This is a genomic window from Streptomyces sp. NPDC002809, from assembly GCF_040295435.1.
Taxonomy (GTDB): Bacteria; Actinomycetota; Actinomycetes; order Streptomycetales; family Streptomycetaceae; genus Streptomyces.
The window spans coordinates 1-24,474 of the sequence record NZ_JBEOVJ010000085.1 but is presented as its reverse complement, the minus strand read 5'-3'; the positions used below and the strand labels follow the sequence as shown (position 1 = coordinate 24,474).

26 protein-coding genes are annotated in these 24,474 nt (G+C 70.7%); 12 read left to right on the top strand and 14 right to left on the bottom strand.

What is annotated here, in order from left to right:
• Positions 1-85: 85 nt before the first annotated feature.
• Together ABT025_RS32925 and ABT025_RS32920 are read left to right on the top strand one after the other, a co-directional pair.
• Complete coding sequence (locus ABT025_RS32925) at positions 86-2,011, top strand: DEAD/DEAH box helicase (protein ID WP_351002315.1); 1,926 nt, start codon at positions 86-88, stop codon at positions 2,009-2,011.
• Positions 2,012-2,115: 104 nt separating this feature from the next.
• Complete coding sequence (locus ABT025_RS32920; RefSeq protein ID WP_351002314.1) at positions 2,116-2,961, top strand: alpha/beta fold hydrolase; 846 nt, start codon at positions 2,116-2,118, stop codon at positions 2,959-2,961.
• Between the two features lie 41 nt (positions 2,962-3,002).
• On the opposite strand, the gene ABT025_RS32915 is transcribed toward ABT025_RS32920, so the two are convergent.
• Positions 3,003-3,890 (bottom strand): NYN domain-containing protein, encoded by an 888-nt coding sequence (locus tag ABT025_RS32915; RefSeq protein WP_326738581.1) that lies wholly within the window; start codon positions 3,888-3,890, stop codon positions 3,003-3,005.
• A gap of 221 nt (positions 3,891-4,111) precedes the next feature.
• Here ABT025_RS32915 and ABT025_RS32910 point away from each other — a divergent pair, with 221 nt between their 5' ends.
• Positions 4,112-4,264, top strand: coding sequence for a DUF8834 family protein (locus ABT025_RS32910; protein WP_177328023.1), 153 nt, complete (start codon positions 4,112-4,114; stop codon positions 4,262-4,264).
• A 93-nt stretch (positions 4,265-4,357) separates the two neighbouring features.
• Here ABT025_RS32910 and ABT025_RS32905 read toward each other — a convergent pair whose 3' ends face one another.
• The 3 genes from ABT025_RS32905 to ABT025_RS32895 form a co-directional block, all read right to left on the bottom strand.
• Positions 4,358-4,963 (bottom strand): MarC family protein, encoded by a 606-nt coding sequence (locus tag ABT025_RS32905; protein WP_351002313.1) that lies wholly within the window; start codon positions 4,961-4,963, stop codon positions 4,358-4,360.
• A 176-nt stretch (positions 4,964-5,139) separates the two neighbouring features.
• The gene (locus ABT025_RS32900) at positions 5,140-6,006 is read right to left on the bottom strand and encodes a PHP domain-containing protein (RefSeq protein ID WP_351002312.1); all 867 of its coding nucleotides are present in this window, start codon (positions 6,004-6,006) and stop codon (positions 5,140-5,142) included.
• A gap of 75 nt (positions 6,007-6,081) precedes the next feature.
• Positions 6,082-6,726, bottom strand: a complete 645-nt coding sequence (locus ABT025_RS32895; RefSeq protein ID WP_351002311.1) for a DUF6758 family protein — start codon at positions 6,724-6,726, stop codon at positions 6,082-6,084.
• A 157-nt stretch (positions 6,727-6,883) separates the two neighbouring features.
• Between ABT025_RS32895 and ABT025_RS32890 the strand changes: the two genes are divergently transcribed.
• Positions 6,884-8,116, top strand: coding sequence for an MFS transporter (locus ABT025_RS32890; protein ID WP_351002310.1), 1,233 nt, complete (start codon positions 6,884-6,886; stop codon positions 8,114-8,116).
• A 73-nt stretch (positions 8,117-8,189) separates the two neighbouring features.
• On the opposite strand, the gene ABT025_RS32885 is transcribed toward ABT025_RS32890, so the two are convergent.
• Positions 8,190-8,774, bottom strand: a complete 585-nt coding sequence (locus tag ABT025_RS32885) for a suppressor of fused domain protein (protein ID WP_351002309.1) — start codon at positions 8,772-8,774, stop codon at positions 8,190-8,192.
• A gap of 410 nt (positions 8,775-9,184) precedes the next feature.
• Between ABT025_RS32885 and ABT025_RS32880 the strand changes: the two genes are divergently transcribed.
• Positions 9,185-10,306 (top strand): magnesium and cobalt transport protein CorA, encoded by a 1,122-nt coding sequence (locus ABT025_RS32880; RefSeq protein WP_351002308.1) that lies wholly within the window; start codon positions 9,185-9,187, stop codon positions 10,304-10,306.
• Between the two features lie 32 nt (positions 10,307-10,338).
• On the top strand, positions 10,339-10,857 hold the full coding sequence (locus ABT025_RS32875; RefSeq protein WP_351002307.1) for a hypothetical protein: 519 nt from the start codon (positions 10,339-10,341) through the stop codon (positions 10,855-10,857).
• Positions 10,858-10,881: 24 nt separating this feature from the next.
• Here the strand turns inward: ABT025_RS32875 and ABT025_RS32870 are convergent, their stop codons facing one another.
• Positions 10,882-11,661, bottom strand: a complete 780-nt coding sequence (locus ABT025_RS32870; RefSeq protein ID WP_351002306.1) for a hypothetical protein — start codon at positions 11,659-11,661, stop codon at positions 10,882-10,884.
• Positions 11,662-11,914: 253 nt separating this feature from the next.
• Between ABT025_RS32870 and ABT025_RS32865 the strand changes: the two genes are divergently transcribed.
• The 3 genes from ABT025_RS32865 to ABT025_RS32855 are packed head-to-tail and all read left to right on the top strand — an operon-like array spanning position 11,915 to position 14,911.
• Entirely contained in the window at positions 11,915-13,189 is a 1,275-nt protein-coding gene (locus ABT025_RS32865; RefSeq protein WP_351002305.1) for a magnesium transporter MgtE N-terminal domain-containing protein, read from the top strand.
• Positions 13,179-13,733, top strand: coding sequence for a DUF1003 domain-containing protein (locus ABT025_RS32860; protein ID WP_351002304.1), 555 nt, complete (start codon positions 13,179-13,181; stop codon positions 13,731-13,733). Before ABT025_RS32865 ends, ABT025_RS32860 begins: the two co-directional genes overlap by 11 nt.
• A gap of 44 nt (positions 13,734-13,777) precedes the next feature.
• The gene (locus ABT025_RS32855; protein WP_351002303.1) at positions 13,778-14,911 is read left to right on the top strand and encodes an Mrp/NBP35 family ATP-binding protein; all 1,134 of its coding nucleotides are present in this window, start codon (positions 13,778-13,780) and stop codon (positions 14,909-14,911) included.
• A gap of 76 nt (positions 14,912-14,987) precedes the next feature.
• Here the strand turns inward: ABT025_RS32855 and ABT025_RS32850 are convergent, their stop codons facing one another.
• From ABT025_RS32850 to sigE, 5 genes are all read right to left on the bottom strand, one after another.
• Positions 14,988-15,647: a hypothetical protein gene (locus ABT025_RS32850; RefSeq protein WP_351002302.1), complete on the bottom strand. Its 660-nt coding sequence runs from the start codon at positions 15,645-15,647 to the stop codon at positions 14,988-14,990.
• Positions 15,648-15,765: 118 nt separating this feature from the next.
• The gene (locus tag ABT025_RS32845) at positions 15,766-16,242 is read right to left on the bottom strand and encodes a sec-independent translocase (protein ID WP_351002301.1); all 477 of its coding nucleotides are present in this window, start codon (positions 16,240-16,242) and stop codon (positions 15,766-15,768) included.
• A gap of 99 nt (positions 16,243-16,341) precedes the next feature.
• Positions 16,342-18,144 carry a S1C family serine protease gene (locus ABT025_RS32840; RefSeq protein WP_502972081.1) on the bottom strand — a complete coding sequence of 601 codons (1,803 nt, stop codon included), beginning with the start codon at positions 18,142-18,144 and terminating at the stop codon, positions 16,342-16,344.
• A gap of 122 nt (positions 18,145-18,266) precedes the next feature.
• Positions 18,267-19,265, bottom strand: a complete 999-nt coding sequence (locus tag ABT025_RS32835; protein ID WP_351002299.1) for a zf-HC2 domain-containing protein — start codon at positions 19,263-19,265, stop codon at positions 18,267-18,269.
• On the bottom strand, positions 19,262-20,023 hold the full coding sequence (gene sigE, locus ABT025_RS32830; RefSeq protein WP_328896188.1) for an RNA polymerase sigma factor SigE: 762 nt from the start codon (positions 20,021-20,023) through the stop codon (positions 19,262-19,264). The genes ABT025_RS32835 and sigE overlap by 4 nt, the downstream gene beginning before the upstream one ends.
• A 178-nt stretch (positions 20,024-20,201) precedes the next feature.
• Here sigE and ABT025_RS32825 point away from each other — a divergent pair, with 178 nt between their 5' ends.
• Positions 20,202-20,867, top strand: coding sequence for an O-methyltransferase (locus tag ABT025_RS32825; protein WP_327708990.1), 666 nt, complete (start codon positions 20,202-20,204; stop codon positions 20,865-20,867).
• Between the two features lie 110 nt (positions 20,868-20,977).
• Here ABT025_RS32825 and ABT025_RS32820 read toward each other — a convergent pair whose 3' ends face one another.
• Positions 20,978-21,145, bottom strand: coding sequence for a DUF3117 domain-containing protein (locus ABT025_RS32820; RefSeq protein WP_003966491.1), 168 nt, complete (start codon positions 21,143-21,145; stop codon positions 20,978-20,980).
• Positions 21,146-21,459: 314 nt separating this feature from the next.
• On the opposite strand from ABT025_RS32820, the gene chcB reads away from it, so the two are divergent.
• Positions 21,460-22,272, top strand: coding sequence for a 2-cyclohexenylcarbonyl CoA isomerase (gene chcB / locus ABT025_RS32815; protein WP_351002298.1), 813 nt, complete (start codon positions 21,460-21,462; stop codon positions 22,270-22,272).
• 13 nt (positions 22,273-22,285) lie between these two features.
• Here the strand turns inward: chcB and ABT025_RS32810 are convergent, their stop codons facing one another.
• The gene (locus ABT025_RS32810; protein WP_351002297.1) at positions 22,286-22,876 is read right to left on the bottom strand and encodes a DNA-3-methyladenine glycosylase I; all 591 of its coding nucleotides are present in this window, start codon (positions 22,874-22,876) and stop codon (positions 22,286-22,288) included.
• Positions 22,873-23,322, bottom strand: coding sequence for a hypothetical protein (locus ABT025_RS32805; protein WP_351002296.1), 450 nt, complete (start codon positions 23,320-23,322; stop codon positions 22,873-22,875). The genes ABT025_RS32810 and ABT025_RS32805 overlap by 4 nt, the downstream gene beginning before the upstream one ends.
• A gap of 121 nt (positions 23,323-23,443) precedes the next feature.
• Between ABT025_RS32805 and folP the strand changes: the two genes are divergently transcribed.
• Complete coding sequence (gene folP, locus ABT025_RS32800; RefSeq protein ID WP_326658114.1) at positions 23,444-24,316, top strand: dihydropteroate synthase; 873 nt, start codon at positions 23,444-23,446, stop codon at positions 24,314-24,316.
• The last annotated feature ends 158 nt before the right edge of the window (positions 24,317-24,474 follow it).

Sequence of the window (24,474 nt, the reverse complement as noted above, 5' to 3'; positions counted from 1 at the left end):
TACGTTCCGAGACCTCGGTATCCTTTCCGAGACGGCCGAAGCCCTTGAGGCTGTCGGCATCACGTCCCCCTTCCCCATCCAGGAGATGACGCTCCCCGTAGCGCTCTCCGGCTCCGATGTCATCGGGCAGGCCAAGACCGGCACCGGCAAGACGCTCGGTTTCGGCCTGCCGCTGCTGGAGCGCGTCACCGTCCTCGCGGACGTCGAGGCGGGCCGGGCCAAGCCCGAGAAGCTGACCGACGCCCCGCAGGCGCTGATCGTCGTCCCGACCCGCGAGCTGTGCCAGCAGGTCACCAACGACCTCCTGACCGCCGGCAAGGTGCGTAACGTCCGCGTTCTCGCCATCTACGGCGGCCGGGCGTACGAGCCCCAGGTCGAGGCCCTCAAGAAGGGCGTCGACGTGATCGTCGGCACCCCGGGCCGTCTGCTCGACCTGGCCGGCCAGCGCAAGCTCGACCTGTCGCAGGTCCGCGCCCTCGTCCTCGACGAGGCCGACGAGATGCTCGACCTGGGCTTCCTGCCCGACGTCGAGCGCATCATCACGATGCTGCCGGCGAAGCGCCAGACGATGCTGTTCTCGGCGACCATGCCGGGCGCGGTCATCAGCCTCGCGCGCCGCTACATGTCGCAGCCGACGCACATCAACGCCACGTCGCCCGACGACGAGGGCACGACCGTCAAGAACACCGCGCAGTACGTCTACCGCGCGCACAACATGGACAAGCCCGAGATGGTCTCGCGCATCCTCCAGGCCAACGGCCGCGGGCTCGCGATGATCTTCTGCCGCACCAAGCGCACCGCGGCCGACATCGCCGAGCAGCTGGAGAAGCGCGGTTTCGCCTCCGGCGCGGTCCACGGCGACCTCGGCCAGGGCGCCCGCGAGCAGGCGCTGCGCGCCTTCCGCAACGGCAAGGTCGACGTGCTCGTCTGTACCGACGTCGCGGCCCGCGGTATCGATGTCGAGGGTGTCACCCACGTCATCAACTACCAGTCGCCCGAGGACGAGAAGACCTATCTGCACAGGATCGGCCGGACCGGCCGTGCGGGTGCCAAGGGCATCGCGATCACGCTGGTCGACTGGGACGACATCCCGCGCTGGCAGCTGATCAACAAGGCCCTGGACCTGAAGTTCCCGGACCCGCCCGAGACGTACTCCACCTCCCCGCACCTGTACGAGGAGCTCGACATCCCGGCCGGCACCAAGGGTGTCCTGCCGCGCACCGAGCGGACGCGTGCGGGTCTGCGGGCCGAAGAGCTCGAGGACCTCGGCGAGACGGGCGGCCGTGGCCGCAAGTCCGCCGCCGCGTCGGCCCCCGCGGTCCGCGAGGAGCGTGCTCCGCGTACGCCGCGTCAGCGTCGTCGCACCCGGGGCGGTTCGAGTGCGGAGGAGGGCGCCGTGACGGTGCCCGCACCGGCCACGGAGGCCGTCGAGGCTCCCGAGGCCGCTGACGGCCCGTCCGAGCCGCGTACCCCGCGCCGCCGTCGGCGCGGACGTGTCGGCGCCGCGGACATCGCGGCCGAGGCAGCGGTGGCCGTGGCCGAGGCTCCGGCCGTGATCATCGACGCCGAGCCCGTGCCCGAGGCCGCCGAGCCGAAGAAGCGGACCAGGACCAGGGCGGCCAAGGCCGAGGTCGTGGTCGACACCGCGATCGAGATCGAGACGGAGACGGCGGCCGAGACGAAGCCGCGCCGCCGCCGTGCCCGGGTCGTCAAGCCGGTGGCGGAGGAGGTCGACTTCCAGACCGCTCCCGTGGCCGAGCCCGCCCCCGCCGCCGCGACGGTGACCAAGCCGCGCCGCCGCGCCCGGGTGATCAAGCCCGTCGAGGACGAGGTCGACTTCCAGATCGCGCCGATCGCCGAGCCCGAGTCGGACTCCAGGCCACGCCGCCGCCCCCGTGCGGCAGCGAAGCCGAAGACGGAGACCGTGGCGCAGACGCCGGCCGCCGAGGGCGAGGCGAAGCCGCGCCGTCGCCGGGCCCCACGGACGACTGCCGCCCAGTCCGAGGGCTGAGCACGTACTACGCAAGGATCGCCGGACGGGCCCGAGAGATCGACTCGGGCCCGTCCGGCGTTCCACGGCATGACGGACCTCCCGCGCGGTCGTAACCTCGTGCCATGAGCAGGCCACCCACCTTCACCCCGCCCCCCTGCGCCCGTCCCCGCGCACTGCACACCGAGCGCGGGGACTTCGCCGTGCTGGACGCGGTGCCGCGTGCGCCATCACGGGGCACCGTCCTCCTGCTGCCCGGATACACCGGCAGCAAGGAGGACTTCATCGCGTTGCTGCAACCACTCGCAGACGCCGGCTACCGCGCCGTCACGGTCGACGGGCGCGGGCAGTACGAGACCGATGGGACGGACCGTCAGGAGGCTTACAGCCAGGACGAGTTGACCCGTGACGTGCTCGCGCAGACAGCGGCACTCGGTCTCGGGGACGGCGCGGTCGACCTGCTCGGCCACTCACTCGGCGGGCAGATCGCGCGCGCCGCCGTGCTCCTGGACCCGGCACCGTTCCGTTCGCTCACCCTGATGTCCTCAGGTCCGGCCGAGGTCGTCGAGGCCCAGCAGGTCAAGCTGAAGATCCTCGGTGACGCGCTCGCCACGATGAGCATGGACGACGTCTGGACCGCCATGCGCGCCTTCGACCCGCCGGCCGAGGCGGAGACGGACGGCGAGGACCTGCGGCGGCGCTGGCTGCGCCACCACCCCGCACAGCTGATCGCCACCGGCCGCCAACTCGCCGCCGAACCGGACCGGGTGGCCGAGCTCGCCGCCACTGGACTGCCCGTCCATGTGATCTCCGGCGAACGCGACGACGTCTGGCCGGTCCCGTTGCTCGACGAGACGGCCGTACGCCTCGGCGCGCGCCGGACCCGGATCGAGGGCGCCGAGCACTCCCCCAACACGGACCGGCCGGGGCCGACGGCGGCCGCGCTCGTCTCCTTCTGGGACAGCCTGTAAGCGACTGCGGGGACACGGGTGGCACACTCGGGCGGCCGACGTCAGTACTGCGCCTGAAGGTGCTGCCAGAAGCCGTCACGCAACGCCCGGCGCAGATGGGCGTGGCCGCGCAGCGAGTGCTGGAGCAGCCGCTCGGCCTCGACCAGCAGGTCCTGGTCGACGGAGCCCGGCAGATACGGATGCCCCGGAAGCAGGTCGGCCAGGGACTCACGGCCGCGTGCGGAGAGCCAGGTGGCGGCGATCTGCGCCCCGACGAAACGGACGTCCTCGCGTGAGGGCGCGGGGGCGTCCTCCTCGTAGGTGGTGACGGGGCGTCTGGTCACGTACGGACGGCAGAAGTCGAGGTCGAAGGTGCGCTGGCTGTCGACCTCCCAGAGCAGCGGTTCGGCCTGGTTGCGCCCTTCTCCGGCCTCGATGCCCCAGAGGTGGACCCGGGCTCCGTACCCCTGCGCGGCCTCGACGGCAGACACCAGGTCCTCGTCGCCGCCGACCAGCGCGGCGTCACTGATGGCACGGTGGCGGGCGAGGGATTCGAGGTCGGTGCGGATGAGCGAGTCGACGCCCTTCTGCTGGTTGTTGGCGTTGAGGTTGCCCAGCCTGACCTTGACGTCGGGGAGTTCGGCGATGGACTGCTGCTCGACGGTGTGGATCCGGCGCCTGGCGCCGTCGTACCAGTACACGCGCAGCAGCCTGCTGTCCGCGAAGATCGTGCGGGCCTTGTCGATGAAGGCCTCGATCAGCCCTTCGGAGTCGAGGTCGAAGGAGCGCCGGTCCTCGGTGCCGGTGACGAGCAGCCCGGCCGCCGCGTACACATAGCCCGCGTCCACGAAGATCGCGTGGGTCGACGGGGTCTTCGACACCTCGGCGAGCACGCGCTGGAGCAGTTCGTTGGTGCGGTCCAGACGATCGCCGATCTCTGCCTCGTTCATACGGGCCTCGTCGCGGAATCCGTCGTCCACGCATGCTCGATTACCTGCTGGTACTTAGACATCCAAAAAATTTCCTTAGCGTAGGGAATGATTGCAGGGAGCAAGTCGTTGTACACCCCGTGGGGCGCGAGACAGAGATGCCTGCGCTCCTCATCCTTGCGGACGGGCCACCCGTCCTCCCAGTAGTTCTCCAGCAGGAGGATCAGACGAAGGGAAGCCGTATGCGCTTCGAGATCATGCGACTCGACGATGTCGACGGTACCGCCGTGGACAGCACCGTCGTGGACGCCGCCTCCGTCAACCGGATCGTGCAGCAGGCCGCAGCAATCGGCCAGCGCATCTATATCCGCCCGGCCGAAACCTCGGCTTCGTAACGCATTGCCGACGTAGTAAAGACGCCGACGTACAAAGACGAAGCGCCCCCGCACGGATGTCCGTGCGGGGGCGCTGTGGTGTCCGGGGCCGGGTCAGGCGTTCTGGATGACCTGGGTGACGCCGTTGATGATCTGCTGGACGGCGATGGCGGACAGCATCATGCCGGCGAGCCTGGTGACCAGCACGACGCCGCCGTCCTTGATGACCCGGATGATCAGCAGCGAGTAGCGCATGGTCAGCCAGAGCACGACGTGCATGGCGATGATCGCCGTCCAGACCGAGATCTGGCTGCCGACGGTGTCGGCGTGCTGCACCGCGAGGATCACCGAGACGATCGCTCCGGGTCCTGCGAGCAGCGGCATGCCGAGGGGGACGAGCGCCACGTTGACGTCCTTGGTCTGCGTCGGCTCGTCGGTCTTGCCGGTCAGCAGATCGAGCGCGATCAGCAGCAGGAGCAACCCGCCCGCGATCATCAGCGCGGGGACCGAGACATGCAGGTAGTCCAGGATCTGCTGGCCGAGCAGCCCGAAGACGGCGATCACGCCGAAGGCGACGGCGACCGCCTGCAGCGCCATTCTGCGCTGCATCCTGGCGGGACGGCCTGCGGTGAGGGCGAGGAAGATCGGGGTGATCCCGGGCGGATCCATGATCACAAAAAGGGTGAGAAAGAGGGATCCGAAGACAGCGACGTCGAACACAGTGAGCCTTGCGAGGAGAGAGCGGAAATGCGGCGGGGAGGAGCGCACCGGGGGCGGACGGCCGCCGCACGGTGCGACAGCAGCGGCGGCGGGCCGGTGCGCGAGAGGGGAACGAGCGGTGTCACACGGTCGCACCGCACGGCGGGCGGGGGCGTGAAGGGGTGGCGCGTGGGCCGTTACGAGGCGACGGGTCCGCCGGCCCCCGGCACCGGGAAGGCTCCCGTCGCGCGCCGGGTGATCTCGCCGTAGATCTCGGGGTCGGTTGTGTACTCGCCGAGCGCCACGGTCTTGCGGCTGCCGTGGTAGTCGCTGGACCCGGTGGTCAGCAGCCCGAGCTCGCGGGCGAGTCCGCGCAGCCTGGCCCGGGTCGGCTCGTCGTGGTCCATGTGGTCGACCTCGATGCCGTCGAGTCCCGCCGCGGCAAGCGCCGCTATCGACGACTCGGGGACCACCTCGCCGCGTTTGACGGCGGCCGGGTGGGCGAAGACGGTGACACCGCCGGCGGCCTTGACCAGCCGGATCGCGTCGAAGGGGTCGAGTTCGTGCTTCTCGGCGTACGCGCGCCCGCCGTCGGCGAGCCACTCGGGCGTGAAGGCGTCGGAGACGGTCTCGACGACGCCGAGCTCGACCAGTGCGGTGGCGATGTGCGGCCGCCCGACCGAGCCGTCCCCGGCGATGCGTGCGACCTGCTCCCACTCGACCGGGACGCCCAGCTCCCGGAGCTTGCGCACCATGGTCCGCGCGCGCGGCACCCGGTCGTCGCGCACCAGCTCGCGCTCGCGCGCCAGCTCGGGTTCGTCGGGGTCGAAGAGGTACGCCAGCACGTGCAGCCCCACGCCGTCGACGCGGCAGGAGAGCTCGGCGCCGGTGACCAGGGTGAGGCCCTCGGGGAGCGCCGCCTTCGCCGCCTCGTGACCGCGGACGGTGTCGTGGTCGGTGAGGGCGACGACATCGAGCCCCGCGGCGGCCGCGTTGCGCACCAGTTCGGCGGGGGTGTCCGTACCGTCCGACGCGGTGGAGTGGGTGTGCAGATCGATGCGCACGACACGTACTCCAGTGCTCGCAGCCGGGTGGGGGACGCTCAAGGATAACCGGCGAGCGGGCCCGCCCCGGCCCGCTCAGGGCCCCGTCAGCAGCCGGGGCGTGAGGGCCCCGCAGGGCACCAGGTCGACCTCTCCCCCGGCGTCGCGCAGATCGGTCAGCACCAGCTCGTCGTACATCAGCAGGCCCGACTGCTCGGGCCACACGATCGCCCAGAGCCAGAGCCCGCGCGCCTCACCGGCGAAGACCGCCCGGTCGGCGGGGGCGTCCTTCACGTGCCAGAGCGGGGTCGGCCGGCCGGCGGCGAGCACCTTGACGTCCGGCGGGCCGTCGACCCGCAGCAGCGGCCCCGGGTCCGGGCCGTCGATCCCGGCGTACCGCGCGCCCAGCCCGACACCGAGCTCCTCGGCGACGAGCAGCAGTTCACCGATTCCGCCGAGCGGCCCCGGCCCGGAACAGGCGACGGCGGTGGCCCGGCCGCCACTGCGGTCGTCCCCCGCGGCAGCGACGCCGGTGAACAGCCAGCCGACCGGCAGCGGCCAGGGCATCCATACGGGCACCTGGGCGCGGTGCACCACCACCCCGAGCCCCTCGACGCTGGGCGGGACGACCGGCTGCATCGGGTGCACGCTGCCGTGCGCGTCGCACTGCCAGGTGTCGTCGAAGAAACCGGGCACCTTGACCCGGCCTCCGCACTTCGGGCAACTGGGTTCGCCCCTCATAGCGCCCAACGGTCCTCCCCGGCCGTCGCCGCGTCAAGGACGATCACCCTTCCGCAGCGTGCCTCCGACCAGCAGATTTAGATGTAGCTTGCATTTATTAGACGCTCTAACTTATTCTGTGCACAACACACCGACCTAGTGGAGAGCGAGAAGCCCCATGCAGGGAGAGGATCCGTTCGAACAGGGAACGGCGAGCATCCTGCGCCAGCCGAAGGCCGTCTGGGCCACAGCGGGCGCATCCGTGGTCGCGTTCATGGGAATCGGCCTGGTGGACCCGATTCTCCCGTCCATCGCGAAGGGACTGGAGGCGACACCGAGCCAGGTGTCCCTGCTGTTCACCTCGTACTTCCTGATCACAGCCGTCGCGATGCTCGTCACCGGGTTCGTCTCCAGCCGCATCGGAGGACGCAAGACGCTGCTGGCCGGTCTCGCGCTCGTCGTGGTGTTCGCCGCGCTCTCCGGCACCTCCTCCTCCGTCGCGGAGCTCGTCGGCTTCCGGGCCGGCTGGGGCCTGGGCAACGCCCTCTTCGTATCGACCGCGCTCGCGGTGATCGTGGGCGCGGCGGCGGGCGGCAGCTCGGCGGCGATCCTGCTGTACGAATCGGCACTCGGCCTCGGCATGGCCTGCGGGCCGCTGCTCGGGGCGCTGCTCGGCGACGCGAGCTGGCGCTACCCGTTCTTCGGAACGGCCGCCCTGATGGCGATCGGCTTCGTCTGCATCACGGCGTTCCTCAAGGAACAGCCCAGGCCCGCCCGCAAGACCTCGCTCCTCGACCCGGTCAAGGCGCTCGGCCACGGCGGGCTCGCCTCGGTCGCCACCTCGGCGTTCTTCTACAACTACGCGTTCTTCACGATCCTGGCCTTCACCCCGTTCGTGCTGAACATGACGCCGTACAAGTCCGGTGCCGTCTTCTTCGCCTGGGGTCTGCTGCTGGCGGTCTTCTCGGTGATCGTCGCGCCGCGGCTGCAGAAGCGCTTCGGGTCGCTCAAGGTGGTCGGCGGCTCGCTGGTGCTGCTCGCCGCGGACCTGGTGATCCTCGGGTACGGCAACCACACCACGGCGATCGTCTGCACCATCGTCTCCGGCGCCTTCATCGGCATGAACAACACCGTCTACACGGAGCTGGCGCTCGGGGTCTCGGACGCGCCGCGCCCGGTGGCCAGCGCCGGCTACAACTTCGTCCGCTGGTTCGCGGCCGCCGCCGCTCCCTACCTGGCCCCGAAGATCGAGGAGTGGAGCAACATCCACATCCCGTTCGTGGTCGCCGCCGCCGCGGCGTTGCTCGGCGCGGTCGTCATCCGGGTCCGGCGCTCGGCACTGTCGCGCGAAGCGGAGGAGCTGGAGCCGAAGCACGCCACCGAGGACGGCGTCACGGTCTTCGCCAACTGACCGGCCGGCGCCCCGTACCGCCCCGCCCACGACCCTCCCGGCCGCGCGGCGGGGCGCCCGTGTTCCGTTCGTCTCAGTCCAGGGCGACCGAGGCCCGCAGCGGATCACGCAGATCCGTCCCCTGCGACAGCCACCGCTCCTGGAGTTCCTGAGCGCCCCTGACCCGCTTCCAGGCCGCCTCGTTGTGCGTCATCGGCAGCAACGGCAGGAAACGCACCGGCTCCATCGGCTCGTCCAGTTCCAGATCCTCGACAAGGCCTCCCGACTCGGCGACCAGCACGGAGCCGAACGGCGCCCCGGGCCACAGCGGTTCACCCACGTCCAGGGAGGCGCCGGGAGCCACGATCACGCCCTCCACCTGGGGCGAGGCCGCCAGCACGGCGAGCTTGCGCAGCACCTGGTCGGTGTCGGCCAGGCCAACCCGTACCGAGAGGACCAGTTCGGCGCGCGGGCCCTTGACCGGGTCGGCCAGCGTCGCCGTCGGATCGGCCATCGGCTGGGCGGACATGCCGAGGGTGGCGTACCTCACCACGTCGCCGTCGATGAATCGGAGCACCTCGATCCGGTCCGTCCCGAGAAACGTCACTGCTGCGCGTGCGTCCGGTTCACCCAGGGCCGTCCGCAGACGTGCCTCGACCAGCGCAAGAATTTCTGCCATGCCGTGAGCATAGGACGCGTATGGAACGGGCAAAGTAAGGGATTGGCCCTGTACCGGCTGCTAGCCTGGGGTGCCGGTCGGGACAGCACGCAGAAGCGTCGCTCTCAAGTCCCGACGAAACGTCATCCCCCACGGGGGACCGACCGGAGGAGGTGGGGCTGCGGTGGATCCAAGTCGACCGTGCAGTACCAGCCGCTCTTCCGCTCGACACCTTTCTTCTGTGATCTGACGCCTTCTCGGTCAAGGCCTCCGGCATTTCGCACGACGGAAGAGCACTCCCTTTTTGCCTGTCTGTAGCGAACGCCGTCGTCGTGCCTCCGCGGTGCCGCCCGCTTTGCGGACGTGAGCCCACGTCCCCATTCCGGGCTGTTCCACGCCTGCTCCGGCGGCCCTCCGTGAAGGAGCCAGCCATGTCGATGATCCGTGACCTGCGCGCCGTGGTGCGCCCGTCCCTGCGCAAGACCAACACCCTGCACAGCGGTTACGACACCACGCGCGACCCGTCCGCATCCAGCGCGGTCGTCGACTGCGCGGTCTACCGCGACGGCCGCCGTATCGCCGAGGTGGAGGGCACGTGCCGTACGCCGCACGAGGCGATGCTCCGCGTCCGGGAGAACGGCGGCTTCGCCTGGATCGGCCTCCATGAGCCGACCGAGGAGGAGTTCGCGGACATCGCCCGGGAGTTCGGCCTCCACCCGCTCGCCGTGGAGGACGCCGTCCACGCCCACCAGCGGCCGAAGCTGGAACGGTACGACGACACGCTGTTCACCGTCTTCAAGACGATCCACTACGTCGAGCACGCAGAGCTGACCGCGACCAGCGAGGTCGTCGAGACGGGCGAGGTGATGTGCTTCACCGGCAGGGACTTCGTCATCACCGTGCGGCACGGCGGCCACGGCTCGCTGCGTGCGCTGCGCCACCGGCTGCAGGACGACCCCGAGCTGCTCGCCAAGGGTCCGTCCGCGGTCCTGCACTCCATCGCCGACCATGTCGTCGACGGGTACATCGCGGTGGCGGGCGCGGTGCAGGAAGACATCGACGAGGTGGAGATCGAGGTCTTCTCGACCCCGGACAAGGGCAGCCCGCGCGGTTCGGACGCGGGCCGGATCTACCAGCTCAAGCGCGAGGTGCTGGAGTTCAAGCGGGCCGTCTCGCCGCTGCTGCGCCCGATGCAGCTGCTCAGCGAGCGGCCGATGCGGCTGATCGACCCGGACATCCAGAAGTACTTCCGGGACGTCGCCGACCACCTGGTCCGGGTGCAGGAGGAGGTCATCGGCTTCGACGAGCTGCTGAACTCGATCCTCCAGGCGAACCTGGCGCAGGCGACCGTCGCGCAGAACGAGGACATGCGCAAGATCACGTCCTGGGCTGCCATCGTCGCCGTACCGACGATGATCTGCGGCGTCTACGGCATGAACTTCAAGCACATGCCGGAGCTGCGCTGGACGTACGGCTACCCGATGGTGATGGGGTTCATCGGCGTGGTCTGCTTCTCCATCCACCGCATGCTCAAGCGCAACGGCTGGCTCTGACCCGTACGCCGAGGGGCGTCTAAGCTCTGCCCATGACTGCTGCTGACACGCTGCTCGGGCCCGCCCTCGTCGAGGAGGCCACCAAGAAGTCGGGCCTCGTCTGGGTGCGCGGCACCGGCCCCGCGCGGGCGCTGTGGCACGTGTGGCACGAGGGGGCGGCGCTGCTCGTCGGGGACGGCCCCGGCGAGCAGCCGCTCCCGGCCGGACTCGCCGACGGCTCCACCGCGGAGGTGACCGTCCGCAGCAAGGACAAGGGCGGCCGTGTCGTCGCCTGGTCGGCCTCGGTGGCGCAGCTCGCACCGCACTCCGAGGAGTGGGAGGCCGCGGTCGCCGAGCTCAAGGGCAAGCGGCTCAACGCACCGGACGCCGAGCAGATGCCCGAGCGGTGGGCGCGCGAGTGCCGGATCGTACGGCTGACGCCGCTCGACTCCCGTACGGAACTGCCCGACACCTCGGGGGCGGCAGCCCCCCTGCCCACCACCGCGACCACGCGGCTGCCGGTGCCCGCCGGGCTGCCGCGGCTGCTGAAGAAATCCCTGCGCAAGTCGTAGCCACGACGCCTGCGCAGGTCGTAGCTACGACGAGGACTTCGGCAGCTGCTGCCCGTAGTCGACCGTCTCGTCCTCGGCCGGGGCCGCCAGCGTGAAGTCCTTGCCCCAGTCGGCGAGCGTGATGACACCCCCGCCACCACCGCGGGCGAAGCTCAGCGGGTACGGGGCGCCCTCCAGGGACACGTCCAGGGCGCCCCCCTCCCCCTTGCCGCCCAGGATGCGGATGGTGCGCACACCGCCGACCTTGTCGCGGTCGCCCTTGCCGACCTCGCCGTGCAGCGTGAGCAGCCCGTCGAGCAGCACCTTCTTGTCCGTGAAGCCACGCAGCTGCTTGTACGTGGGGTCGTCCTCGGGGACCTTCACGTACTTGTCGTCCAGCTTGTCCGCAGCGGCGCCATCCGCGTCACTCGTCTTCCCGGCGTCCGCGTCCTTCTCGTCGTCGTGGTTCCAGAAGCCCGCGCCGGCCTTGAGGTAGAGCTCGTCACCGATCCGCAGCAGCTCGAAGGTGCTGTTCTTCGAGGTGACGGAGCCCGCACCGCCCTTGTTCTTGAGCTGCATGTCGATCTTGTACGTGCCGCCCTTGCTCACGAGCGTGCCGGCCAGCCGGACCGCGTCGGCGGAGTCCGCCGCCGTCTGCGCCTTCTTCTCGATCTCCGGCCCGGTCAGTCTGCCGACACCGTTGGTCCCCTTGTCCGGGTCCTCACCCGCGCACGCGGTCAGGGCCGCGGTCAGCCCGGCACAGAGCACGAGGGCGAGGGCGGCGGTCCGGCGGCGGGCACGGACGGGCGGGACAAAAGAGGTCACAGGCGCACTGCCTCTCATCTGCATGGCGGGGGGTGGCAGACGGCAGCGTACCCGTGCGGCCCACGTCTTCCGGCAGAGAGCCGTACGGACGGCTCGCCAGGGCACCACGGAGCGGTACGGGCTAGCCTGATCACGTCATAAGGGTGCAATAACTGTCGGAACAGACCGGATACGTAAGAGTCTCCGGCTGTCGGGGACGCCGCCCCCGACAGCCGGACGCTCCGAGCCCGGCAGCGAACGAGGAGGCGCAGGCATGGCACCGGGCACTCCCCGCGTCTTCGTCTCGCACCTGTCCGGCGTGCCGGTCTTCGACCCCAACGGGGACCAGGTGGGACGCGTCCGCGACCTGGTCGCGATGCTCCGGGTCGGCGGCCGGCCGCCCCGGCTGCTCGGCATCGTGGTCGAAGTGGTGAGCCGGCGCCGGATCTTCCTCCCGATGACCCGGGTGACGGGCATCGAGTCGGGGCAGGTCATCACGACCGGCGTGGTCAACATGCGGCGCTTCGAGCAGCGGCCCACCGAACGTCTGGTGCTCGGCGAGTTCCTCGACCGGCGGGTCAGCCTGGTGGAGACCGGCGAGGAGGTCACCGTCCTGGACGTGGCCATCCAGCAGCTGCCGGCCCGCCGCGACTGGGAGATCGACAAGTACTTCGTCCGCAAGGGCCGGGGCGGGGCGCTGCGCCGCAAGGGCGAGACGCTGACCGTCGAGTGGTCGGCCGTCAGCGGCTTCTCGCTGGAGGAGGACGGGCAGGGCGCGGAGTCGCTGGTCGCCACGTTCGAGAAGCTGCGTCCCACCGACGTGGCCAACGCCCTGCACCACCTCTCCCCCAAGCGCCGGGCGGAGGTCGCCGCCGCCCTGGACGACGACCGGCTCGCCGACGTCCTGGAGGAGCTCCCCGAGGACGACCAGGTGGAGATCATCGGCAAGCTCAAGGAGGAGCGCGCCGCGGACGTCCTGGAGGCCATGGACCCCGACGACGCGGCGGACCTGCTCTCCGAACTGCCCGAGGCGGACAAGGAGCGGCTGCTGACGCTGATGCGCCCGGACGACGCGGCCGACGTGCGGCGCCTCATGTCGTACGAGGAGCGGACCGCGGGCGGTCTGATGACCACCGAGCCGATCATCCTGCGGCCGGACGCGACGGTCGCCGACGCGCTCGCCCGGGTCCGCCAGTCGGACCTGTCCCCTGCACTCGCCGCGCAGGTGTACGTGTGCCGGTCGCCGGACGAGACGCCGACGGGCAAGTACCTGGGCACGGTGCACTTCCAGCGGCTGCTGCGGGACCCGCCGTTCACCCTGGTCAGCTCGCTCGTCGACAGCGACCTGGTGGCACTTCCCCCGGACACCCCGCTGTCGGTGGTGACGAGCTACCTGGCGGCGTACAACATGGTCTCGGTACCCGTGGTGGACGAGAGCGGCTCACTGCTCGGCGCGGTGACGGTCGACGACGTCCTGGACCACCTGCTGCCCGACGACTGGCGGGAGACCGACTTCCACGGCCGCGAGGGGGTGCCCCGTGACCGGTGAGGACCGCTCCAGGGCGTCGAACGGCTCGACGGCGCTGACGCGCACCCCCAGGGCCCGGCTCGACCAGCCCAAGTCCCCGCGCCGCCGGCTGCTGCCGGAGTACGACCCCGAGGCGTTCGGCCGGTTCTCGGAGCGCATCGCGCGCTTCCTGGGCACCGGACGGTTCATCGTCTGGATGACGCTGATCATCATCCTCTGGGTCGTGTGGAACATCTTCGCGCCCGGGAACCTGCGGTTCGACGAGTACCCGTTCATCTTCCTGACCCTGATGCTCTCGCTCCAGGCCTCGTACGCGGCCCCGCTGATCCTCCTCGCGCAGAACCGGCAGGACGACCGCGACCGGGTCACACACGAGCAGGACCGCAAGCAGAACGAGCGCTCCATCGCCGACACCGAGTACCTGACCAGGGAGATCGCCGCGCTGCGGATGGGCCTCGGGGAGGTCGCCACGCGCGACTGGATCCGGTCCGAACTGGAGGACCTGGTGAAGGACCTGGACGACCGAAGGGCGCTGCAGCCCGCCGAGAGTGACGAAGACCGCTGACGGGGCTACCCGCGCGTAGCGACGGGCGCCGTACCATCGTCGGTATGGCTACGGAAGACGCGGTGCTTGAGGCACTGGCGACAGTGAACGACCCGGAGATCCACCGTCCGATCACCGAACTCGGCATGGTGAAATCGGTCGAGATCGATCCTGACGGTGTGGTCGCTGTCACGGTGTATCTCACCGTCTCCGGCTGCCCGATGCGCGAGACGATCACGAAGAACGTGACGGACGCGGTCGCTCTCGTCGAGGGGGTGTCCCGGGTCGAGGTCACGCTCGACGTCATGAGCGACGAGCAGCGCAAGGATCTCGCGACCTCGCTGCGCGGCGGCACGGCGGAGCGCGAGGTGCCGTTCGCCAAGCCCGGCTCGCTGACCCGGGTGTACGCGGTCGCCTCCGGCAAGGGCGGCGTCGGCAAGTCCTCGGTGACGGTGAACCTCGCGGCGGCGATGGCGGCCGACGGGCTCAAGGTCGGTGTCGTGGACGCGGACATCTACGGGCACAGCGTGCCGCGGATGCTCGGTGCGGACGGCAAGCCGACCCAGGTCGAGAACATGATCATGCCGCCGTCGGCGCACGGCGTGAAGGTCATCTCCATCGGCATGTTCACCCCGGGCAACGCCCCGGTGGTGTGGCGCGGCCCGATGCTCCACCGCGCGCTCCAGCAGTTCCTCGCCGATGTGTACTGGGGCGACCTGGACGTCCTGCTGCTCGACCTGCCGCCGGGCACCGGTGACATCGCGATCTCCGTGGCCCAGCTGGTGCCGAACGCGGAGATCCTCGTCGTCACGACCCCGCAGCAGGCCGCGGCCGAGGTGGCCGAGCGGGCCGGTTCGATCGCCGTACAGACCCACCAGAAGATCGTCGGCGTCGTCGAGAACATGTCGGGCATGCCGTGCCCGCACTGTGACGAGATGGTCGACGTGTTCGGGTCGGGCGGTGGCGCGCGGGTGGCCGAGGGGCTGACGAAGACGGTCGGCGCCGAGGTGCCGGTGCTCGGCTCCATCCCGATCGACGTACGGCTGCGCGAGGGCGGCGACGAGGGCAAGCCCGTCGTCCTGTCCGACCCCGACTCCCCGGCGGGCAAGGCCCTGCGCTCCATCGCGGACAAGCTGGGCGGCCGTCAGCGCGGCCTGTCCGGCATGTCCCTGGGCATCACCCCGCGCAACAAGTTCTGACCGCGGGCACAACGCACAAGGTGCCGGGACCCTTGGGTCCCGGCACCTTGTGCGTTGTGCGTGAACCGCCCGGCCGCTACGCGTACGACGCGATGTCCTCGACGACCGAGAACCCCAGCCCGTACGCGCTCATCCCCCGCCCGTACGCCCCGATGTGGACGCCCTGCGCCGACCCCGCCAGCACCCAGCCGAACTCGGACTCGCGGTAGTGGAAGGGCACCGGCACACCGTCGACCGGCAGGGACAGCGCCGACCACGCGGGGCCGTCCAGGTCGTCGGCGAGCTCGAACGCCGTCTCCGTCTGCTGGTCCAGCCAGTCGTCGCGCAGGGTGTGGTCCATCTGCGGGGGCCACGTGTAGGCCAGCAGGCCCGAGCCGGCCAGCCAGGCCGCGGAGGAGACCGTCGTCGCGTCCAGGACGCCCGTCCCGTCGCCGCTGCGCCGCACCGGGCTGCTGGCCACGGTCACGACGACCGCGAACCGCTGCTTGTCCGCACCGGTGTCGCCGCCCCGTACCGACGGTTCGTCACCGTGACCGGTCGAGCCGTGCTGCACCGTGCCGTCCGCCGCGGTGCCCACCTGCATCAGCCAGCGGGGTCCTGTGAAGGCCTCGTCCAGTCCGTACCAGGGGAACGGCGCCTGCAGATAGCCGTCGACCGTGAGCCGGGCCGCCGGCACCCCCTCCGCCGCGACCGTGTCCGGCGTACCTTCCGCGCCCACCCGACTCGTTGTCTCCATCTGCCCGGCCGCCTCCTCGATCGTCAAGGTCCGGAGCGGCCCGCCCCCCGCGGGCGTACTCACAACCGGACAGATGGAGAATAGCCATACCGTCCGGACGAGTCGGGATTGACCGGTGTCAGGTGGCGTCTGCGTCGAACGGCGGGTGGTCCGTCTTCGCGGGCTGCTCACGCTTCTTGAGCAGGTCGGGAGCGCCCGGCGAGCCGTTCGCTGCGGTGACCGCGGAAGCTGCCGACACGCCGCTCTTCGCCTCGACGGCAGGAGTCTCGCGCCCGTTCACCGCGTCGGTGACCTCGGCGACCTCCTTGCGCAGGTCGAAACTCTCCCGGATCTCCTTCAGCCCCAGATCGTCGTTGCCGTCCATGAGCTGCTTGCGGACGAACGTCTTGGGGTTGAGGTCCTCGAACTCGAAGTCCTTGAACTCCGGCCCGAGCTCCGTGCGGATGTCTTCCTTGGCGCTCTCCGAGAACTCACGGATCTTGCGGATGAAGCCCGAGACGTCCTGAATGACCTTGGGCAGCTTGTCCGGGCCGAAGACGAGCACGCCGATGATCGCGAGCGCCACCAGCTCGAGTGGGCCTATGTCATTGAACACCTTGCGGCTCCTCGTGTTCTCCGCGACCAGGTCGGATGAGGTCCGGACACGGCCCACGGTACCCGGCGAAACTGTCCGGGCGGTAGCTCCTCATGGCGGTCACGTGCCCGTTGCCGAGCCGAGAGTCAAAGTCATGGACAGGTCTTTACCACCGCGGGTCAGCGTGAGCTTCAGCCGGTCGCCCGGCCGGTGCGAGCGGATCTTCACTATCAGCTCCTCGCCGCTGTGCACCCGCCTGCCGTCCACTTCGGTGATGACGTCACCCGGCTGAATGCCCGCCTTGGCCCCGGGACCGCCCTCGGTGACGGAGGACTTGCCGTCGGCGCCCTCGGGCCCGACCTTGGCGCCGTCTCCCGTGTACTTCATGTCGAGGCTCACACCGATCACCGGGTGGGTGGCCTTCCCGGTGTTGATGAGCTCCTCGGCGACACGCTTGCCCTGGTTGATCGGGATGGCGAAGCCGAGGCCGATGGAGCCGGCCTGCCCGCCCTCCGTGGTCGAGCCGCTGTCGGCGGCGCGGATGGCGCTGTTGATCCCGATGACGTGCGCGTCGGTGTCCACCAGCGGGCCGCCGGAGTTGCCCGGGTTGATCGGGGCGTCCGTCTGGAGCGCGTCGACGTAGCTGATGTCGCTGCCGTCGCCCTTCTCGCCGCCGGCGGTGATCGGCCGGTCCTTGGCGCTGATGATGCCGGAGGTGACGGTGTTGGACAGGTCGAAGGGGGCGCCGATCGCCACCACCGGATCCCCGACCTGCACGTTGTCGGAGTTGCCCAGGGGCAGGGGCTTCAGTCCGGAGACGCCGCTGACCTTGACCACGGCCAGGTCGTAGCCGCTGTCCTTGCCGACGATCTCGGCGCTCGCCGTCTCGCCGCCGCTGAACGTCACGGTGATCTCGCCGGAGGAACCGGCCGGGGCGACCACGTGGTTGTTGGTCAGGATGTGGCCCTGGTCGTCGAGGACGAAGCCGGTGCCGGTGCCGGATTCGGTGGTGCCGCTGACGTGCAGGGTGACCACGCTGGGCAGGGCGCTCGCCGCTATGCCCGCGACGCTGTCGGGGGCGCGTCCGCCGCCGTTCCGCTCGTCCTGGGGCAGTTCGACCGCGGTGAGGCCGCCGTTGCGCTCTATGTAGGCGCCGATACCGCCGCCGATGCCGCCCGCCACCAGAGCGAGGAGCAGTGCGCCGACGAGGACCGGTCCACGCCGGTTCTTCCGGCGGCCGTCGGGGCCGAGCGGCGGCCCGGGCTGGGTGATGAGCGGCTGCCGGGGCGCGCCCCAGGGGTCGTACTGGAGCCACTGGGGCGACGGGGGCTGGGATTGCGGCTGGGGGTGGGAGTGCGGCTGAGAGTGAGGGTGCGGCTGGGGGTGGGCAGCCGGGGCCTGGGGGTGCGGCTGAGGAGGGGGCGGGGCCTGGAAGGCGGGCGCGGGGGCGGGCGGGAGCGCCATGCCCGAGCCGTTCGTTCCCGTGTAGACCGGGGGTACGGGGGTGCCGTGCGCCGGGGTCGGCCACTGCACGGGCGGTGCGGGCGCCCAGGGGCCGGGGCCACCGTAGGGCGGGGTGCTGTACTGGTCGGGTTCGTGGAGCGGCTGCGCGGCCTGTGGCGCGGGCGCCACGGTCCCGGGCATCTCGGTCCCGGACGTCTCGGCCGCGGGCATCCCGGTCGCGGTTGCCGAGGTCTCGGTTGCAGCGGTTGACGACGGCTCGGCTGTCACGGCCTCAGGTCCCACGGCCCCGTGCGGCGCGGCCTGGGGTGCCTCACCCGCGGCCGGAGCATCTGCCGGGGGAGCCGGAGGAATCGCGTCCTCGACGGGCGACGGCTCCTGAGGCGCTGTGCGTGTGCTGCGTCCCGGCGCGGGCCGGCTCCACCACTTCGCCTTCGGCTCGGTGGTCTTCCCGTCGTCCATGCTCTCCCCGCAACTGCCGTAACCGGCCTCTGCACACCCCGACAGGGGCGTCCCTCCGAAAATCCTGCCGGAATTCAACCAGGTTTACGGATGCCCTGCGCAGCCCCGTACGCGGACCTTCATCAGCGGCGGGGCGAAAGCGACAGGCCGTGTTCGGCGGGGGCCGGTGCTCCGGCGGCCGATGTGGGGGTCCGCGACGGCTCGGCGGAGGGCGCGGCGGATTCCGCCGGGACCAGTCCGCTGCCGAGGGCACGTGCGAACAGCGGGTTGCTCGCGTCGGGACGTATCAGCGAGGGCGCGGACACGGTGGACTGGACGGGAAGGGCGAACGAACTCCCGTTGAGACCGCCGGCGCCGAGCAGGGAGGGCGCCGAGGTGAAGGCCAGCGGTGCGGCGTTCACCGCGAGCGAGAACGGGCGGTCGGTGCCGGCCGCGGCGAGCGTGCCGTGGCTGCCGCCTCCGCGACGGCTGACGGTGCCGCTCCCGGCCCGGGCGTCGGCGTCGATCGGGGCCACGGTGCTGCCCGGGCCCTCGGCCCGGGTCGGAGTCTCGGTGCCGGCGTCCGTCGGCAGGGCGCCGCCGAGTGCGATGGCGGCCAGCGAAACGGCGCTGGCCGCCGCGAAGGCGAACCGGCGTCCACGCCACGGTGAGCGATCGCCCTCGCGGCCGACCTCGTGGATGCGGAAGACGGAAGCGGCCGGTCCGGCCGGCAGCACCGCGGTCGAGCCGTGCAGAGTCGGGAGGTAGCCGAAGGCGGCCGGCGGGGAGCCGTCCGAGGGTGCTTGCGCTCGGCTGCCCGAGGACTGCATCACGGGAAAGAACCCGTCATCGAAGCGGCCTGGGCCGCCCATGGGTCTTCCCCGACTGTCGTCGTCACCACCCGGTCCGCCGGGAAGGCCCTGGAGCCGGGCAAGGAACCCCTCCGAGGGCGAGGGCGGGGCCGACTGCGCGAAGACACTCTTCAGGCGCCGCTGAGCGGCAGCCTCGGCCTTGCACTTGGCGCAGGTCGCGAGGTGAGCGAGCACCCGGTCGCGGGCGTCGTGCTTCAGCTCGCCGTCGACAAGCGCGGCAAGGCGGTCTCCCAAGTGCTGTTCCGCGGAGGTCGGACCTGTGCCGCTCACGCCGTTCCGCCCTCCCCTGACACAAGGGCTCCCGCCAGCGAGCGCTGCTCGGCGCGGGCCTCGGGCGAGCGGTGCTGCAGTGCCTTGCGCAGGTGCGAGCGCCCGCGGTGGATACGGCTGCGTACGGTGCCGAGCTTCACGCCGAGTGTCGCGGCGATCTCCTCGTACGAAAGTCCCTCGATGTCGCAGAGCACGACAGCGGCCCGGAATTCGGGCGCAAGGGTGTCCAGGGCCTGCTGGACGTCCGCGTCGAAGTGGGTGTCGTTGAAGACCTGCTGCGGCGACGGCTCACGGCTCGGCAGCCGCTCGGCGGCGTCGTCCCCGAGGGAGTCGAAGCGGATGCGCTGCTTGCGGCGGACCATGTCCAGGAACAGATTGGTCGTGATGCGGTGCAGCCAGCCCTCGAAGGTGCCGGGTGTGTACGTCGAGAGCGAACGGAACACCCGGACGAAGACCTCCTGAGTGAGATCCTCGGCGTCGTGCTGGTTACCCGTCAGTCGGTATGCAAGGCGGTAGACACGACCGCTGTGCGTGCTGACGATCTCTTCCCATGAGGGCGGCGTCCACGCCTGGGAGTCCGCATCTGAGGCGAAGGTCGCGGTCGGTGCGGAGTCGTTGGAAGAACGGTCAGCAATGTTGGTCACGGATTTCGGCTCACCCGCCGACCTGAGAAAGCGCCGCAGCACTCCTCCCCGATCCACAGGCGCAGCCGCACCTCCCCTGTCGGCTCTGGTGGTGTCCAGTGGAGCCCCTACCATAGCCACCTCGCCCGTTAGCTCCGGATAAGCCTTTTTCCTGCTGGGGCCGGGGTCTTCCCCGGGAACCGCCCGCCGGTCCGGGGCCCGATCTGCGGGCCCGGTCCAGGTGCTTTCCCCTGCCCTCCTCTAACGCCCGGTCCCATCTGCGGGTTCCCGGGTACAGCGGATACAGTCACCGTTGCGCCAACTACGGGGACAGGAGAGGGTCATCACCGCCAACCGGCAGACGAGCTGGGCGTTCGCCGACGCCTTTGTCGCCGAGGACGAAGCACTGCGCTGGGCCCGGGACCGGGCACGGGACGCCGGGCTTCGCTCGGTGTCGCCAGGCACCGGCTCCGCGCTGCGCCTGCTGGCTGCCACGACGGACGCCAAGGCGGTGGCCGAGATCGGCACCGGGACGGGCGTGTCCGGCCTCTATCTGCTGCAGGGCATGCGGCCGGACGGGGTGCTGACCACGGTCGACCCGGAACCCGAGCGCCAGCAGTTCGCCCGTGAGGCGTTCCGCGCGGCGGGTTTCGCCGCCAATCGGGCCCGCTTCATCCCCGGCCGCGCCCTCGACGTACTCCCGCGGCTGGCGGACGGCGGTTACGACCTCGTGTTCTGCGACGGCGACCGGCTGGAGAGCCTGGACTGCCTCGCTGAATCGTTGCGCCTGCTGCGACCTGGTGGTCTGGTCTGCTTCGAGGGCGTCTTCGCGGACGGCCGTACGGTCGACTCCGCCGCCCAGCCCGCGGAGGTGCTGCGCCTGCGCGAGCTGCTGCGCGCGGTCCGTGAGAGCCAGGAGCTGTTGGCGACGCTGCTGCCGGTGGGCGACGGACTCCTCTGCGCGGTACGACGCGGCTGACCGGCGCGCCGGCGCCCGGCACGCCCGGCAGAGCGCGTCATGTCAACGAATACACCACTGCCCCGGCACGGAAACCGTGCCGGGGCAGTGGTGAAGTGTGGGCGCCTCTGCTAGCCGACGACCTTCTTGAGGGCATCGCCGAGCGCATCGGCCTCGTCCGGAGTCAGCTCCACGACAAGCCGACCGCCGCCTTCGAGCGGAACGCGCATGACGATGCCCCGCCCCTCCTTTGTCACCTCGAGCGGGCCGTCGCCCGTCCGCGGCTTCATGGCCGCCATGCTCGTTCCCCTTCCTGAAACCAGCTCATCGCAACCGGCGGCCCCATGACAGGCGCTGCCTCACCGGCATCGAACACATTGCTTCCAGGCCATTATCCCGCATCACAGACCCCGATGACCAACATCGCTCTGCATCGCTTGCGCAACGCGCTCACTCAAAACCACCCAATTCGGCGATCCGACTGCGATACTCCGTCCCCATCCGCCCCTCATCGGAGCGGAATTGTTAGACGCAGGTCACATGTTCGCCTCCGCCGAAGTCGGCCATGCTTGCCTCGACAGGCATTTTGAACGAGGCGCAAAGGGGACCCCACATGGCTGATCACGACCACTCCGTGCTCTACGCGGTGAACGACGGACTCGCGACGATCACGATCAACCGTCCCGACGCGATGAACGCCATGAACACCGCGGCCAAGGTGGCCCTGCGCGACGCTCTGCAGGCGGCCGGCGCCGACACCGCTGTACGGGCGGTCCTTCTCACCGCGGCCGGCGGGCGCGCCTTCTGTGTCGGCCAGGACCTCAAGGAACACCTCTCGAAGCTGGCCGAGGTCCGTGCGTCGGGCGGCGGCAACGCGCTCAGTACGGTGCAGGAGCACTACAACCCGATCGTGCGGGCGCTCACCGAAATGCCGAAGCCTGTCGTGGCCGGCGTCAACGGCGCCGCAGCCGGTGCGGGCTTCGGTTTCGCACTCGCCTGCGACTACCGGGTCGCCGCCGACAACGCCTCGTTCAACACTTCGTTCGCCAAGGTCGCCCTCACGGCGGACTCGGGCGTCTCCTGGACCCTGCCCCGGCTGATCGGCCACAGCCGCGCCGCCGATCTGCTGCTCTTCCCGCGCTCCGTCTCCGCGCAGGACGCCCATGCCCTGGGCATCGTGAACAAGCTGGTGCCCGCCGCCGACCTCGTCGCCGAGGCCACCGCGGTGGCCCGCGCCCTGGCGGACGGCCCGACGGTGGCGTACGCCGCGCTCAAGGAGTCGCTGGCCTACGGGGCCGGTCACACCCTGGGCGAGGCGCTGGAGAAGGAGGACGAGCTCCAGACGAGGGCGGGCGCGTCGCAGGACCACACGATCGCGGTGCAGGCGTTCCTCGACAAGGAGAGGCCGAAGTACCTCGGCCGGTAGAGCGGCTCCGGCTCTACGCCACTGAGCCGCCGCCGCGGGCCACGCAGTCCGCGAGGTGGTCGTCGACCAGGCCGCACGCCTGCATCAGGGCGTAGGCCGTGGTCGGACCGATGAACCGCAGCCCGCGCTTCTTGAGGTCCTTCGACAGTGCCGTGGACTCCGCGGTGACGGCCGCCACGTCCCCGAGGACGCGCGGGGCGGGGCGGCTCTCACGATCGGGGGCGTGCGACCAGATCAGCTCGTCCAGCTCGCCGTCCTGCCAGCCGGACAACGTCCGGGCGTTGGCGAGAGTGGCGTCGATCTTCGCCCGGTTGCGGATGATGCCCGCGTCGGCGAGCAGCCGCTCCCGGTCCTCGTCGGTGAACGCCGCCACCTTCGGGATGCTGAAGCCGGCGAACGCGCTGCGGAAGCCCTCCCGGCGGCGCAGGATCGTCAGCCAGGACAGCCCGGACTGGAATGCCTCCAGGCACAGCCGTTCGAAGAGGGCGTCGTCGCCGTGGACCGGGCGGCCCCATTCGGTGTCGTGGTAGACGAGGTAGTCCTCGGTGGCCAGACCCCACGGGCAGCGCAGCCCGCCGTCCGCCGCCGCTTCGGCTCCGCTCATCGACCGGCCTCCTCGTCGGGGCCCGGGTCGCGTGGGCCCTCGTCCGACGCGGACGGGGACGGGGACCGCGGGAACGGCTCCGGCGCCTCCCAGGGCGCCTGTGGGCGGTCCTCGGGCTGCTTCAGGAGATCGGGACGGCCGGCTCTGGTGGCCTGGGCGCCGGCGAGCGCCGACTCCAGCTCCGCGATCCGTGCGTCCCGCTCGGCGAGCTCGGCCCCGAGACGGCCCAGCGCGTCGTCCACATCGGCCATCCGATAGCCACGGGCGGCGACGGGCAGCCGGAGCGCCTCGACATCCGCCCGGCCGACCGGGCGCGTCGCGGGCAGCGGATCCGTCAGCTGCTCGGGCGCCACGTCCTGCAGGATGGCACTCTTCCCTCCGCCGACCACCGCGAGGGTGACCGCGGCAACCACCACCACCATCGCGAGCAGCAAGAACCAGAACACGCGCATCTCCCCGGGAGCGGAATTTCGTCCGGGTCCGATCGTGCCATGAGGGACTGACAGTTAGGGTCGCAGTCGGTCCTGGCAGGCTCTCTGCCGGGGGATTCACAGGGAGAGACTCGGGATGCGAAGCGGTGCGCTCAGGCTGGGGCGGCGCGAATTCGGTGCGCACGAGCCGGTGATCATGGCGATCGTGAACCGCACCCCGGACTCCTTCTACGACCAGGGCGCCACCTTCCTCGACGAGCCCGCGCTCTCCCGGGTCGAGCAGGCCGTGGCCGACGGTGCCGCGATCATCGACATCGGCGGAGTGAAGGCCGGCCCCGGCGAGGAGGTCACCGCCGAGGAGGAGGCCCGTCGCACCGTCGGTTTCGTCGCCGAGGTGCGCCGTCGTCACCCGGACGTGGTGATCAGCGTCGACACCTGGCGCCACGACGTCGGTGAGGCCGTCTGCGAGGCGGGCGCGGACCTGCTGAACGACGCGTGGGGCGGGGTCGACCCGAAACTGGCGGAGGTCGCCGCGCGGTACGGGGCGGGTCTCGTCTGCACCCACGCGGGCGGCGCCGAGCCCCGTACCCGGCCGCACCGGGCCGGGTACGAGGACGTGATGGCCGACATCCTGCGGGTGACCGTGGGACTGGCCGAGCGGGCCGTGGAACTGGGGGTCCGGCCGGACGGGATCATGATCGACCCCGGTCACGACTTCGGGAAGAACACCCGGCACTCGCTCGAGGCCACGCGCCGGCTCGGCGAGATGGCGGAGACGGGGTGGCCGGTGCTGGTCTCGCTCTCCAACAAGGACTTCGTCGGCGAGACGCTCGACCGGCCGGTGAAGGAGCGGCTGCTCGGCACGCTGGCGACGACCGCGGTGTCCGCGTGGCTGGGGGCGCGGGTGTACCGGGTCCACGAGGTGGCGGAGACACGGGACGTCCTGGACATGGTGGCGTCCATCGCCGGACACCGGGCGCCGGCCGTGGCGCGACGGGGGCTGGCGTAACGAGGTGGGTGGCGTAACGGGGGCTGGCGTAACGGGGTGGGTGGCGGGTCCGCCGCGGGCGGTGTGCGCCTGCGGCGGGCCCCCCCCCACAACGGAAAATCACAACTATTAAAACAACACAACAACACAGTAATAGGGGTTTGGGTGTTGTGGGGGTT